The sequence below is a fragment of the Streptococcus sp. Marseille-P7375 genome (assembly GCF_902460365.1).
Classification (GTDB): domain Bacteria; phylum Bacillota; class Bacilli; order Lactobacillales; family Streptococcaceae; genus Streptococcus; species Streptococcus cristatus_I.
Map to the genome: position 1 here is coordinate 99,120 of NZ_CABPTR010000001.1, position 13,673 is coordinate 112,792.

The window sequence follows — 13,673 nt, forward strand, 5'->3', positions numbered from 1 at the left end:
GTATAGTAGGACAAAAAGATGAAAAACTGCTTTCAAAGTAGTATAATAATCTTAGTATCATAATAGGAGGTTTCATATGCTGCATGTAGAAAAACTAGAAAAAAGTTTTGGGCAAAAGCAAGTCTTGTTCGGTATTGATTTTGAAGCCCAGACGGGACATATCCTTGGTTTGATTGGGAAAAACGGTGCTGGGAAAACAACGATTTTTCACAGTATTTTGCGTTTCCTAGACTATACTGGAGAGATCCGTTTCGAAGGGCAGGCGATTAAGCAGGAGACCTATAGCAGGATTGGCTATCTGCCAGAGGAAAGAAGCCTGATGCCCAAGCTGACGGTCTTTGAGCAAGTGCGCTATCTGGCAAATCTAAAGGGTGTGTCGACAGCTGTTGTCAAAGAAAAACTGCCCCAGTGGATGGAAAAGCTCCAAGTCAAGGGTAAATTAACCGACAAAATCAAGAGTTTGTCTAAGGGGAACCAGCAAAAGGTTCAGCTGATTATCACGCTCTTGCATGAGCCGGACTTGATTATCTTAGATGAGCCTTTCAGCGGTCTGGACCCTGTCAATACTGAAATCCTGAAAGAAGTCATTATTGAAGAGAAAAAGCGTGGAGCAACGATTATCTTCTCGGATCATGTCATGACAAATGTGGAAGAGTTGTGCGATGATGTCCTGATGATTCGTGACGGGCAAGTGGTTCTCAATGGCGATGTACAGGCAGTCCGCAACCAATATGGCAAGACTCGTCTTTTCGTTTCAAGTGACTTGTCACAGGTTGAATTAGAAGCCCTGCCCCATGTTGTCAAGGCGACGCAGACCAAGCAAGGCATCTGGAAATTGATTTTAGACGACGAAACAGCTGGTCCTGAATTGTTTGATCGATTGACTCAGGGAAGCTATGTGGCGACTTTTGACCAGCAGGCACCGACAATTGATGAAATTTTCAAATTAGAATCAGGGGTGGAAGTATGAAACAAATGTTAATCGTAATCAAAGAAACCTACCTGCGTCATGTCAAGTCTTGGAGTTTTGTCTTTATGGTCTTGTCTCCTTTTCTCTTTCTTGGGTTGAGCTTGGGGATTGGTTATCTGCAAGGAAGCTCTATGGCCTCCTCTAAAAAGGTAGCAGTACTGACCCAGCTTGATTCTGTCCGAGAAGTATTAAGAGCTGAAGATCAGCTGAGCTTTCAGTACAAAGATGAAGCAGCAGCCAAGCAGGCTGTAAAAGATAAGAAAATCGCGGGCTATCTGACGATTGAGGAAAGAGGCGGGCAGCTCTCTGCCACCTACTATGCAGAAACCAGCATGAATGTTGCCACTAAAATGGCTCTGTCCAATTCCCTTATCCAGGTTCAGCAGGCTTTAAACTTGGCTCAGGCCGAATTATCAGATGAGCAGAGTCAGATTCTTGCGCGGACAGTCCAGTTTGAAGAGAAAATTGATGAAAATAAAGAAGGCAAGAAGATGGTTCAGACCTTTGCTGCAATGGGACTGGGCTTACTGCTTTATATGATTCTAATTACTTATGCCAGCGTTACCGCCCAAGATGTGGCCAGTGAAAAGGGCACAAAAATCATGGAAGTCATCTTCTCCAGCATTAAGGCGACCGATTATTTCTATGCCCGTATGATTGGGATTTTTGCAGTGATTCTTAGCCATCTGGGTATTTATGTGCTTGGTGGACTGGCAGCCTTTCTCTTTGCGGACAGCATTCCTCTTGTATCTCAAGTTTTGAAGAGCAATCCAGCCATTCAACAGTATATCGGAGAAGCTGTGTCTTTGAATACTCTAGCTTTTGTAGCTGTTAGCATCTTTATGTATGTCGTCTTGTCGGCCTTTCTTGGCTCCATGGTGGCTCGAGCAGAAGATACAGGAAAAGTCCTTTCGCCAGTTATCATGCTGATTTTAGTCGGCTTCATGGGAGTTTCAGCTTTGGGGGCAGCAGGAGATAATGTGATTTTGAAGGTTGGTTCTTATCTTCCTTTCATCTCAACCTTTTTCATGCCTTTCCGAGCTATCAATGGTTATGCGACCAGCTTGGAAGCTTGGCTTTCTCTAGGAATTACAGCTGCTTTCGCGGTGATGATGACCGTTTTCATTGCACGAATCTACTCCAGCCTTGTCCTGCAGACGGATGATTTGGGAGCTTGGAAGACCTTCAAACGTGCTTTAAAATATAAATAAATCACAACTTCACTGGAGTCATCTGGTGAAGTTTTCTTTTTGTATTTTAATTTAATATTTTGAATAATAGGGCTAGGTAAAAAGTGGAATTTATGGTAAAATAGTACAGATAAAACAAGGAGTGGAAAAATGGTAGAACCTAAATATAAGCGTATTTTGATTAAACTATCTGGAGAAGCTTTGGCTGGCGAAAAAGGTGTAGGGATCAACATCGCCACTGTTCAAAAGATGGCTGAAGAAATCAAGGAAGTCCATGAACTGGGCATTCAAATTGCCTTGGTTATCGGTGGTGGTAATCTTTGGCGAGGCGAGCCAGCAGCAGAAGCAGGCATGGATCGCGTTCAAGCGGACTATACTGGCATGTTGGGAACCGTCATGAATGCACTTGTAATGGCAGATTCCTTGCAACAAGTGGGCGTTGACACCCGCGTTCAAACAGCAATTGCCATGCAGCAGGTAGCTGAGCCTTATATTCGTGGACGTGCTCTTCGTCACCTAGAAAAAGGTCGGATCGTTATTTTCGGTGCTGGTATTGGTTCACCATATTTCTCAACAGATACGACAGCTGCTCTACGGGCTGCGGAAATTGAGGCAGATGCTATCCTCATGGCTAAAAATGGTGTGGATGGGGTCTACAATGCCGATCCAAACAAGGATAAAACGGCTGTGAAGTTTGATGAATTGACCCACCGTGACGTTATTAATAAAGGCTTGCGCATCATGGACTCGACTGCTTCTACCCTTTCTATGGACAATGACATTGACCTAGTCGTCTTTAATATGAATGAACCTGGCAATATCAAACGAGTCGTCTTTGGCGAGCAAATCGGGACAACTGTCTCAAATAATTTATAAAAATCAGGGAGAAAAGAAAATGGCAAATGCAATTGTAGAAAAAGCAAAAGAAAGAATGACCCATTCGCACCAAAGTTTGGCGCGTGAATTTGGTAGCATCCGTGCAGGCCGCGCTAATGCTAGCCTTTTGGATCGTATCCATGTGGAATACTATGGAGTAGAGACACCACTTAACCAACTCTCTTCTATCACGATTCCAGAAGCGCGTGTTCTTTTGGTGACACCTTTTGATAAGTCTTCTATCAAGGATATCGAGCGTGCCATCAATGCCTCTGACTTAGGTATCACACCATCTAGCGATGGATCTGTCATTCGTTTGGTCATTCCAGCTCTGACAGAGGAAACTCGTCGTGAATTGGCTAAGGAAGTGAAAAAAGTCGGTGAAAATGCTAAGATTGCGATTCGTAACATCCGCCGCGATGCGATGGACGAAGCTAAGAAACAGGAAAAGTCTAAAGAAATCACTGAAGATGAATTGAAAGTTCTGGAAAAGGATATCCAAAAAGTCACTGATGATGCAGTGAAGCATATCGATGATATGACAGCGACTAAGGAAAAAGAACTTTTAGAAGTTTAATATTTTAGCAGAATCAAAACTCAGTTGGCCTAGGCTGGCTGAGTTGTTTTAACATAAAAATCCTTGCGATTAGAAGAGGCAAGGTAGAAGTAGGACTATATGAACACAAATCTTGCTAGCTTCATCGTGGGGATTATCACGGATGAAAACGATCGTTTTTACTTTGTCCAGAAGGATGGACAAACTTATGCCCTTTCTAAAGAAGAGGGACCGCATGAGCTCGGTCAGTCTGTCAAGGGCTTTGCCTACAGCGATATGAAGCAGAAACTTCGCCTGACAACTCTTGAGGTCACAGCGACCCAAGAGCAGTTTGGCTGGGGAACAGTGACGGAGGTTCGCAAGGATCTGGGCGTCTTTGTCGATACGGGTCTGCCAGATAAGCAAATCGTGGTGTCACTGGACATCTTGCCAGAAATCAAGGAACTTTGGCCTAAGAAGGGCGACCGCCTCTATATTCGTCTCAGTGTGGACAAGAAAGACCGCATCTGGGGACAGCTGGCCTATCAGGAGGACTTCCAGCGCTTGGCTCGTCCTGCCTACAATAACATGCAGAACCAAAATTGGCCAGCCATCGTTTATCGGCTCAAGCTTTCTGGCACCTTCGTCTATCTGCCAGAGAATAATATGCTGGGCTTTATCCATCCGAGCGAGCGCTATGCAGAGCCACGTCTGGGGCAGGTCTTGGACGCACGGGTAATTGGCTTCCGTGAAGTAGACCGCACCCTTAACCTCTCCCTCAAGCCTCGTTCCTTTGAAATGCTGGAAAACGATGCCCAGATGATTCTGACCTATCTGGAGAGCAACGGTGGCTTCATGACTTTGAACGATAAATCTTCACCAGACGACATCAAGGCCACTTTTGGCATTTCCAAAGGCCAGTTTAAAAAAGCCCTGGGCGGTCTCATGAAAGCTGGTAAAATCAAGCAAGATCCGACTGGAACGGAGTTGATTTAAATGAGAAAATCTTTTTACAGTTGGCTGATGACGGAGCGCAATCCTAAAAGTAATAAGCCCAAAGCAATTTTGGCGGATTTGGCTTTTCAGGACACGGCCTTTCCTAAGCATACGGATGATTTTGATGAGGTCAGTCGTTTTCTGGAGGAGCATGCAAATTTTTCCTTTAACTTGGGCGAGTTCGATGCTATTTGGGAAGAGTATCAGGCCCATTAAGTAGATAGTGGCTAGGGATAGTCATTTTCTGCTTGCTTTGATATAATAAAGATAATTCATTCAAAAAAATAAAATAGAGAGGTTCTTTGTTTGCAGGAACATTCAGTAGAATTGAAACTGGGCCATCCAGATGATGCCTTTCATCTTTTTGGTTCTAATGAACGCCATCTGCGCCTGATGGAGCAGGAATTGAAGGTAACTATTCATGCCCGAACCGAGATTGTGCAGATTTTAGGTACGAAGGCTGCCTGTGAAGAGACCAGACAGGTCATTCAGGCTCTGTTGGTCTTGGTCAATCGTGGCATGACCATCGGTACTCCCGATGTTGTGACAGCCATCACCATGGTCAAAAATGATGAAATTGATAAGTTTGTAGCTCTTTACGAAGAAGAGATTATCAAGGACAGCTATGGCAAGCCGATTCGGGTCAAGACACTTGGCCAAAAAATCTATGTGGACAGCGTTAAAAATCATGATATCGTCTTTGGGATCGGGCCAGCCGGGACAGGGAAGACCTTTCTGGCGGTGACCTTGGCCGTGACTGCTCTCAAGCGTGGGCAGGTCAAGCGAATCATCCTGACAAGGCCAGCGGTAGAAGCTGGTGAGAGTTTGGGATTTCTGCCTGGTGATCTTAAGGAAAAGGTGGATCCTTATCTGCGTCCGGTCTATGATGCCTTGTATCAGATTTTGGGCAAGGACCAGACAACGCGCCTTATGGAGCGAGAAATCATTGAGATTGCTCCCCTAGCCTATATGCGGGGGCGGACGCTGGATGATGCTTTTGTCATTCTGGATGAAGCGCAGAATACCACCATCATGCAGATGAAGATGTTCCTGACACGTCTTGGCTTTCAGTCAAAGATGATTGTCAATGGGGACATCAGTCAGATTGACCTACCTCGGAATGTTAAGTCCGGCCTCATTGATGCTCAGGAGAAATTAAAGAACATCTCCCAGATTGATTTTGTTCATTTCTCAGCCAAGGATGTGGTTCGCCATCCAGTGGTGGCGCAGATTATCCGTGCCTATGAACCGCCGGCTCCTAAGAAAGAGGATCGTGAAATAGCTGAGGACGAAAGCACTAGCTGATGATAAATGATAAAAAACGACTAACTTGGTGAGTAAGTTAGTCGTTTTCTAGTGTCTGAAAATTATTTGGTTAAACCGTAATTATAGTCATCATCTTGCATGGCTTCAACTTCACCAAGAAGGTAACCATTTCCGACTTGAGAGAAGAAGTCGTGGTTGGACGTTCCTGTTGAGATCCCGTTCATTACGATAGGATTGACATCATCTGCTGAATCTGGGAAGAGTGGATCTTGTCCTAGGTTCATAAGGGCTTTATTGGCATTGTAACGAAGGAAGGTTTTGACTTCTTCGGTCCAACCCACACCGTCATAGAGGCTTTCTGTATAGCCTTCTTCATTCTCATAGAGGGTGTAGAGGAGGTCGTACATCCATTCTTTGAGCTTTTCTTGCTCTTCTTCAGGCAATTCATTGAAACCAAGTTGGAATTTGTAACCAATGTAAGTTCCGTGAACAGACTCATCACGGATGATTAGTTTGATGATTTCCGCAACGTTAGCTAGTTTGTTGTTACCAAGATAGTAGAGGGGTGTAAAGAAACCAGAGTAGAAGAGGAAGGTTTCAAGGAAAACGCTGGCAATCTTCTTTTCAAGGGGGCTACCATTAAGGTAGATTTCATTGATAATTTCTGCTTTTCTTTGTAGGTATGGGTTAGTGTTGGTCCATTCAAAGATTTCTTCAATCTCAGCCTTGGTATTCAAGGTAGAAAAGATAGAAGAGTAAGATTTTGCGTGGACGGATTCCATGAATTGGATATTATTGAAGACGGCTTCTTCGTGGGCAGTACGGACGTCCTTGCGTAGGGCATCTACACCAGATTCAGACTGGAGGGTATCCAGCAGGGTCAGGCCACCGAAGACCTTGCCGACCAAGTCTTTTTCCTTGTGGGACAATTTTCTCCAGTCATCGAGGTCATTAGACAAGGGAATCCGTGTATCGAGCCAGAATTGCTCCGTCAGCTTTTCCCAAGTTGATTTGTCGATGACATCTTCGATAGCATTCCAGTTTATGGCTTTATAGTATGTTTCCATGATAATCTCGCTTTAAACTTCTAATACTTGCTTATGTCGCCAATGGAATGATTTCCTTGGCGACATTGCGATAAGTGTTTTTTATACTTTATTTTGTTGAATTTAAATGATGTAATTGTAAATTGTTACTTGCTAGATCACACAGCTTTCACATTGGTTAGCGCCTACTTCACCGCCATCATCAGTGAAGGTGCGGACGTAGTAGATGGACTTGATGCCCTTATTGAAGGCGTAGTTACGCAGGATAGAAAGGTCGCGAGTTGTCTGCTTGCTTTCTTTTTTCCATTCGTAGAGGCCTTTAGGAATATCGCTGCGCATGAAGAGTGTCAGTGAAAGTCCTTGATCCACGTGTTCAGTTGCAGCTGCATAGACATCGATCACCTTGCGCATGTCCATGTCGTAGGCGCTAGTATAGTAAGGGATGGTCTCAGTTGACAGACCAGCAGCAGGATAGTAGATCTTACCGATTTTCTTTTCCTGACGTTCTTCGATCCGTTGAGTAATTGGATGAATTGAAGCAGAAACGTCATTGATGTAGCTGATAGAGCCGTTTGGTGCAACGGCCAGGCGGTTTTGATGGTAGAGACCATCAGCCTTGATTTTATCGCGCAACTCTGCCCAATCCTCTGCAGATGGGATAAAGATGCCTGCGAAGAGTTCTTTAACACGGTCAGACTTAGGTACAAATTCACCCGTCAGGTACTTGTCAAAGTAAGTTCCGTTAGCATAGTCAGATTTTTCAAAGTTATGGAAGGTCACACCGCGCTCGCGAGCGATATTGTTAGACTCAACTAAAGTCCAGTAGTTCATGAGCATAAAGTAGATGCTGGTGAACTCGACAGCTTCCGCTGATCCATAATCGATCAACTGCTGAGCCAAATAGCTGTGCAATCCCATAGCTCCTAGACCAAAGGTATGGGCTAAACTATTACCGTGGTCAATTGAAGGAACGGCTGTAATGTGTGAGCTGTCTGTAACAAAGGTCAAAGCGCGTGTCATAGTTCGGATGGATTTTCCGAAGTCTGGCGAAGTCATCATGTTGACGACGTTAGTAGAACCCAAGTTACATGATACATCTGTTCCCAAGTGGAGATACTCTTGTGCATCATTCAAGAGGCTAGGCTCCTGAACTTGCAGGATTTCTGAGCAAAGGTTACTCATGATGATTTTACCGTCAATTGGATTTGAACGGTTGGCTGTATCTATGTTTACGACATAAGGATAGCCAGATTCTTGTTGGAGTTTAGAAATTTCTGTTTCCAAATCACGGGCCTTGATCTTGGTCTTAGTGATATTTGGATTAGCGACCAACTCATCGTATTTCTCTGTGATATCGATATAGGCAAATGGTACACCGTATTCACGTTCGATTGAGTAGGGGCTGAAGAGGTACATATCTTCATTTTTACGTGCTAATTCGTAGAATTTATCTGGAATGACAACACCGAGTGAGAGGGTTTTAACCCGAACTTTTTCGTCAGCATTTTCTTTTTTGGTAGAAAGGAAAGCGATGATATCTGGGTGGAAGACATTGAGGTAAACAACCCCAGCTCCCTGACGTTGGCCTAGCTGGTTAGAGTAGGAGAAGCTGTCCTCAAAGAGTTTCATAACAGGCACAACGCCAGATGCAGCTCCCTCATAGCCCTTGATAGGCGCTCCAGCCTCCCGCAGATTGCTGAGAGAAATACCGACCCCGCCTCCGATACGAGAGAGCTGCAGGGCGGAGTTGATGGAGCGGCCGATTGAGTTCATGTCATCTGTTACTTGGATGAGGAAGCAGGAAACCAATTCACCGCGACGAGCCCGGCCAGCGTTGAGGAAGCTTGGTGTAGCCGGTTGATAGCGCTGGTGGATGATTTCATTTGCAATATCCTTGGCAATGGCTTCATCTCCGTTGGCAAAGTAGAGGGCATTAAAGAGCACCCGATCTTCCATGCCTTCGAGATAATATTCACCATCATTGGTTTTCAGTGCATACTGGTTATAGAATTTATAGGCTGCCATGAAAGATTTGAACTTGAAATCTTGAGCATGGATAAAAGCAGACAACTCTTCAATATATTCAGGAGAATAGAGTTGGATAAATTCTTTTTCCAAGTAGTTTTCTTCGATTAAATATTGAATTTTTTCAGTAATAGAAGCAAACTTCATCGTGTTTGGTTCAACATTTTCTTTAAAGAAGGCTTCCAAGGCTTCTTTGTCTTTGTGAAGCATGATTTGCCCATTGACTGGACGGTTGATTTCGTTATTTAGACGGAAGTAAGTCACATCTTCTAAGTGTTTGAGTCCCATAATTTTCCTTTTTCTAAAATGTCTTTTGCTTTTACAAAATAAACGGCTCCTACGAATGATAGGAGCGGCAACAAAGCTCTAAATACTGGTGAGATTATGATAATTTTTTAAGTTTACCAGGCTGGAAACCAGAAAATGCTTCAGTTGGTGTTTGAATAACAGGCGCTGCATTGAAACCGAGGCTTTTAACATGGTCGATGTATTCTGGTTGCTCATCAAGGTTGATTTCGCGATATTCCACATTGTTGGTATCAAGAAAACGCTTGGTCATCTTGCATTGAACACAATCGTTTTTAGAGTAAATAGTTACCATTAGATGATTCCTCTATACTTTCATTTTCTTAAATTTTAATCTGAAACTAGTATATCTAAAAGCGAATTCGATGTCAACAGTTTTGAACTAAATATTGTATGATATTTTCTTATAGCAACTATAGAGATACAATATATAGTGTGTAAAATATCAAAATAAAGAGAAATAACCACAAGAAGTAACAGCGCTTACTGTACTTTTAGAGAAGCTAGACCAAGAAGAATTCATTATAAGGAAGAAAGCCTTGGAACTATTTAGAAAAGAGAGGGAGCTGACGATTTAATTTACTATTTTAAAACAGAATTCATTTTCAAACTCTAACGAAATATTTTGTAAGCGGGCTATAAAATTCTTGAAAAAGATTTCAAAAAGTGATATAATACCAACTTGTAAGGGTTATCACTTTAACTCAAAAAGAATTATTTTAAAGGAGAGTCTAACTATGGCTTCTAAAGATTTCCACATTGTGGCAGAAACAGGTATTCACGCGCGTCCAGCAACATTGTTGGTACAAACAGCTAGCAAATTTGCTTCAGATATCACTCTTGAGTACAAAGGTAAATCAGTAAACCTTAAATCAATCATGGGTGTTATGAGTCTTGGTGTTGGCCAAGGTGCTGACGTTACAATCTCAGCTGAAGGTGCAGACGCGGATGATGCTATCGCTGCTATCTCAGAAACAATGGAAAAAGAAGGATTGGCATAAGAAAATGACAGAAATGCTTAAAGGAATTGCGGCATCTGATGGTGTTGCTGTTGCTAAGGCATATCTATTAGTTCAACCGGATTTGTCATTTGAGACTGTTTCAGTCGATGATACGAATGCAGAAGAGGCTCGTTTGGATGCAGCTCTTGAAGCTTCACAGAACGAGCTTTCTGTTATCCGTGAGAAAGCAGTAGATAGCCTTGGTGAAGAAGCGGCTCAAGTATTTGACGCTCACTTAATGGTACTCGCTGACCCTGAAATGGTTGGTCAAATCAAAGAAACGATCCGTACTAAGAAAGTAAATGCGGAAGCTGGTCTGAAAGAAGTTACAGACATGTTTATCGCTATTTTTGAAGGTATGGAAGACAATCCATACATGCAAGAACGTGCGGCAGACATTCGTGACGTGACGAAACGTGTTTTGGCAAACCTTTTGGGCAAGAAATTACCAAATCCAGCTTCTATCAATGAAGAATCAGTTGTTATTGCACATGACTTGACTCCTTCTGATACAGCTCAATTAGACAAGAAATTTGTTAAGGCGTTTGTAACCAATATCGGTGGACGAACAAGCCACTCTGCAATCATGGCTCGTACGCTTGAAATCGCAGCGGTATTGGGAACCAATAATATTACTGAACTCGTTAAAGACGGTGATATCATTGCAGCAAATGGTATCACTGGTGAAGTTATCATTAACCCAACTGAAGAGCAAGCAGCGGAATTCAAAGCAGCTGGTGAAGCTTATGCGAAGCAAAAAGCTGAATGGGCTCTCTTGAAAGATGCTCAAACAGTGACTGCCGATGGCAAACACTTTGAACTCGCTGCTAATATCGGTACACCAAAAGACGTTGAAGGTGTCAATGCAAATGGTGCTGAAGCCGTAGGTCTTTACCGTACAGAATTCCTTTACATGGATTCACAAGACTTCCCAACAGAAGACGAGCAATACGAAGCCTACAAGGCTGTCTTGGAAGGCATGAATGGAAAACCAGTGGTTGTCCGTACCATGGACATCGGTGGAGATAAGGAACTTCCTTACTTCGATATGCCGCATGAAATGAACCCATTCCTTGGTTTCCGTGCATTGCGTATCTCTATCTCTGAAACTGGTGACGCTATGTTCCGTACACAAATCCGCGCTCTCTTGCGTGCTTCTGTACATGGACAATTGCGTATCATGTTTCCAATGGTTGCTCTCTTGACAGAATTCCGTAAAGCTAAAGCAGTTTACGAAGAAGAAAAAGCGAAATTGCAAGCTGAAGGCGTTGCTGTAGCGGACAATATCCAAGTGGGTATCATGATTGAAATTCCAGCAGCAGCAATGCTAGCTGATCAATTTGCCAAAGAAGTTGATTTCTTCTCTATCGGTACCAACGACTTGATCCAATACACAATGGCTGCTGACCGCATGAACGAACAAGTTTCATACCTCTACCAACCATACAACCCATCAATCCTTCGCTTGATCAACAATGTTATCAAGGCAGCTCATGCTGAAGGAAAATGGGCAGGTATGTGTGGAGAAATGGCCGGTGACCAAACAGCTGTGCCACTCCTTGTAGGTATGGGCTTGGATGAGTTCTCTATGAGTGCCACTTCTGTCCTTCGGACTCGTAGCCTCATGAAGAAATTGGATACGAAGAAGATGGAAGAACTTGCACAACGCGCATTGACTGAATGTGCAACGATGGAAGAAGTTCTTGAACTTGAAAAAGAATATCTTGACTTCAATTAATCTGAAAATTAAGATCAGGAAAATTTTCCTGGTCTTTTTTAGTTTTCTTCAGCGTCATAGTAGACCTAGTGTAGAAAGTGAGACTCGATGAAAAATCGAGAAATATAGCGAGTTCATATGAACAAAAGAAGATGATTCATGAAATTTGTGAAAAATTTCTTTAAATTTATAAAATTTAGTTGAAATTTTCAGAAAATTTGATAAAATGATACTTAATAACATTTTGGAGGGGACACGTGACACAATATAAGAACTATATAAATGGAGAGTGGAGAGCTTCTGAAAATGAAATCACCATCTCATCTCCTATCAATAATGAGGTTTTAGGAACTGTGCCTGCCATGAGTCAGGCAGAGGTTGATTATGCGATGGCGAGCGCTCGTGCGGCTTTGCCAGCTTGGCGCGCTCTTTCAGCAGTCGAACGTGCAGCTTATCTGCATAAGGCCGCGGATATTTTGGAGCGCGATCAGGAGAAGATTGGCGAAATCCTTGCAAAAGAAGTTGCCAAGGGTATTAAAGCGGCGATTGGAGAAGTTGTTCGGACAGCAGACTTGATTCGCTATGCGGCTGAAGAGGGCATTCGTATTCACGGTCAGGTTATGGAAGGCGGCGGCTTTGAAGCTGCCAGCAAGAAAAAACTGGCTATGGTCCGTCGTGAGCCTGTAGGAGTTGTACTAGCCATTGCGCCATTTAACTACCCAGTCAACCTGTCTGGTTCTAAGATTGCTCCTGCCCTTATCGGCGGAAATGTCGTGATGTTTAAGCCACCTACACAAGGTTCAATTTCTGGTCTGCTCTTGGCTCAGGCTTTTGCTGAGGCTGGTCTGCCTGCTGGTGTTTTCAATACCATCACAGGACGTGGTTCAGAAATCGGAGACTACATCATTGAGCATAAGGAAGTAAACTACATTAACTTTACTGGCTCGACTCCAATCGGTGAACGCATCGGCAAGCTGGCCGGCATGCGTCCAATTATGCTCGAATTGGGTGGTAAGGATGCTGCAGTCGTGCTGGAAGATGCTGACTTGGAGCATGCAGCTAAGCAGATTGTTGGCGGGGCATACAGTTATTCCGGTCAGCGCTGTACGGCTATTAAACGTGTCATTGTCATGGAGAGCGTGGCAGATAAATTAGCGGCGCTGATTAAGGCAGAGGTAGAGAAACTGACGGTTGGTGATCCTTTTGATAATGCGGATATCACACCAGTCATTGATAACGCATCAGCAGATTTCATCTGGGGCTTGATTGAAGATGCTCAAGAAAAGGGAGCGTCAGCCTTGACAGAAATCAAACGTGAAGCAAATCTCATCTGGCCTGCCTTGTTTGATCATGTGACACTAGATATGAAATTAGCTTGGGAAGAGCCATTTGGTCCTGTTCTTCCGATTATTCGTGTGACTTCCGTTGAAGAGGCTATTCAGATCTGTAACCAGTCAGAATTTGGTCTTCAATCTTCAGTCTTTACAAATGATTTTCCTAAAGCATTTGAAATTGCTGAGAAACTGGAAGTGGGTACTGTACACATCAATAATAAGACCCAACGTGGTCCAGATAACTTCCCATTCCTTGGTGTTAAGGGATCTGGAGCCGGAGTGCAAGGGATTCGTTACAGTATCGAAGCGATGACACAAGTGAAATCCATCGTGTTTGATGTGAAATAATGAGAAAGGCGGCTTTGTGCGGCATTTTTTCTTACCTTGATGAACTTGTAAATCTAACAAGTG

General features: G+C 43.4%; 13 protein-coding genes. 10 read left to right on the forward strand and 3 right to left on the reverse strand.

Going from position 1 to position 13,673, the window contains the following annotated elements; genetic code table 11:
- The first annotated feature begins 76 nt into the window (after positions 1 to 76).
- The 7 genes from FZ954_RS00525 to FZ954_RS00555 all read left to right on the forward strand — a co-directional run bounded on the left by FZ954_RS00525 (position 77) and on the right by FZ954_RS00555 (position 5,872).
- On the forward strand, positions 77 to 970 hold the full coding sequence (locus FZ954_RS00525) for an ABC transporter ATP-binding protein (RefSeq protein WP_148876151.1): 894 nt from the start codon (positions 77 to 79) through the stop codon (positions 968 to 970).
- Positions 967 to 2,181 (forward strand): ABC transporter permease, encoded by a 1,215-nt coding sequence (locus FZ954_RS00530; RefSeq protein ID WP_148876153.1) that lies wholly within the window; start codon positions 967 to 969, stop codon positions 2,179 to 2,181. The genes FZ954_RS00525 and FZ954_RS00530 overlap by 4 nt, the downstream gene beginning before the upstream one ends.
- A gap of 129 nt (positions 2,182 to 2,310) precedes the next feature.
- Positions 2,311 to 3,036 (forward strand): UMP kinase, encoded by a 726-nt coding sequence (pyrH, locus tag FZ954_RS00535; protein ID WP_005589574.1) that lies wholly within the window; start codon positions 2,311 to 2,313, stop codon positions 3,034 to 3,036.
- 19 nt (positions 3,037 to 3,055) lie between these two features.
- Positions 3,056 to 3,613, forward strand: coding sequence for a ribosome recycling factor (gene frr, locus FZ954_RS00540; RefSeq protein WP_148876156.1), 558 nt, complete (start codon positions 3,056 to 3,058; stop codon positions 3,611 to 3,613).
- Between the two features lie 99 nt (positions 3,614 to 3,712).
- Positions 3,713 to 4,567 (forward strand): RNA-binding virulence regulatory protein CvfB, encoded by an 855-nt coding sequence (gene cvfB / locus FZ954_RS00545; RefSeq protein ID WP_148876158.1) that lies wholly within the window; start codon positions 3,713 to 3,715, stop codon positions 4,565 to 4,567.
- Positions 4,568 to 4,783 (forward strand): YozE family protein, encoded by a 216-nt coding sequence (locus FZ954_RS00550; protein WP_005589581.1) that lies wholly within the window; start codon positions 4,568 to 4,570, stop codon positions 4,781 to 4,783. It abuts the gene before it with no gap.
- A gap of 90 nt (positions 4,784 to 4,873) precedes the next feature.
- Positions 4,874 to 5,872, forward strand: a complete 999-nt coding sequence (locus FZ954_RS00555; RefSeq protein WP_148876161.1) for a PhoH family protein — start codon at positions 4,874 to 4,876, stop codon at positions 5,870 to 5,872.
- Between the two features lie 62 nt (positions 5,873 to 5,934).
- Here FZ954_RS00555 and nrdF read toward each other — a convergent pair whose 3' ends face one another.
- The 3 genes from nrdF to nrdH all read right to left on the reverse strand — a co-directional run bounded on the left by nrdF (position 5,935) and on the right by nrdH (position 9,505).
- Complete coding sequence (gene nrdF, locus FZ954_RS00560; protein ID WP_148876165.1) at positions 5,935 to 6,900, reverse strand: class 1b ribonucleoside-diphosphate reductase subunit beta; 966 nt, start codon at positions 6,898 to 6,900, stop codon at positions 5,935 to 5,937.
- A gap of 132 nt (positions 6,901 to 7,032) precedes the next feature.
- A complete protein-coding gene (gene nrdE, locus FZ954_RS00565) occupies positions 7,033 to 9,192 on the reverse strand; it encodes a class 1b ribonucleoside-diphosphate reductase subunit alpha (RefSeq protein WP_148876168.1) in 2,160 nt (719 codons plus the stop codon).
- Positions 9,193 to 9,286: 94 nt separating this feature from the next.
- Entirely contained in the window at positions 9,287 to 9,505 is a 219-nt protein-coding gene (nrdH, locus tag FZ954_RS00570) for a glutaredoxin-like protein NrdH (RefSeq protein WP_005589588.1), read from the reverse strand.
- 442 nt (positions 9,506 to 9,947) lie between these two features.
- On the opposite strand from nrdH, the gene FZ954_RS00575 reads away from it, so the two are divergent.
- The 3 genes from FZ954_RS00575 (at position 9,948) to FZ954_RS00585 (ending at position 13,610) form a co-directional block, all read left to right on the forward strand.
- Positions 9,948 to 10,211 carry a phosphocarrier protein HPr gene (locus tag FZ954_RS00575; protein ID WP_005589589.1) on the forward strand — a complete coding sequence of 88 codons (264 nt, stop codon included), beginning with the start codon at positions 9,948 to 9,950 and terminating at the stop codon, positions 10,209 to 10,211.
- Between the two features lie 4 nt (positions 10,212 to 10,215).
- A complete protein-coding gene (ptsP, locus tag FZ954_RS00580; RefSeq protein WP_148876171.1) occupies positions 10,216 to 11,949 on the forward strand; it encodes a phosphoenolpyruvate--protein phosphotransferase in 1,734 nt (577 codons plus the stop codon).
- 236 nt (positions 11,950 to 12,185) lie between these two features.
- Positions 12,186 to 13,610 (forward strand): NADP-dependent glyceraldehyde-3-phosphate dehydrogenase, encoded by a 1,425-nt coding sequence (locus tag FZ954_RS00585; RefSeq protein ID WP_148876175.1) that lies wholly within the window; start codon positions 12,186 to 12,188, stop codon positions 13,608 to 13,610.
- The last annotated feature ends 63 nt before the right edge of the window (positions 13,611 to 13,673 follow it).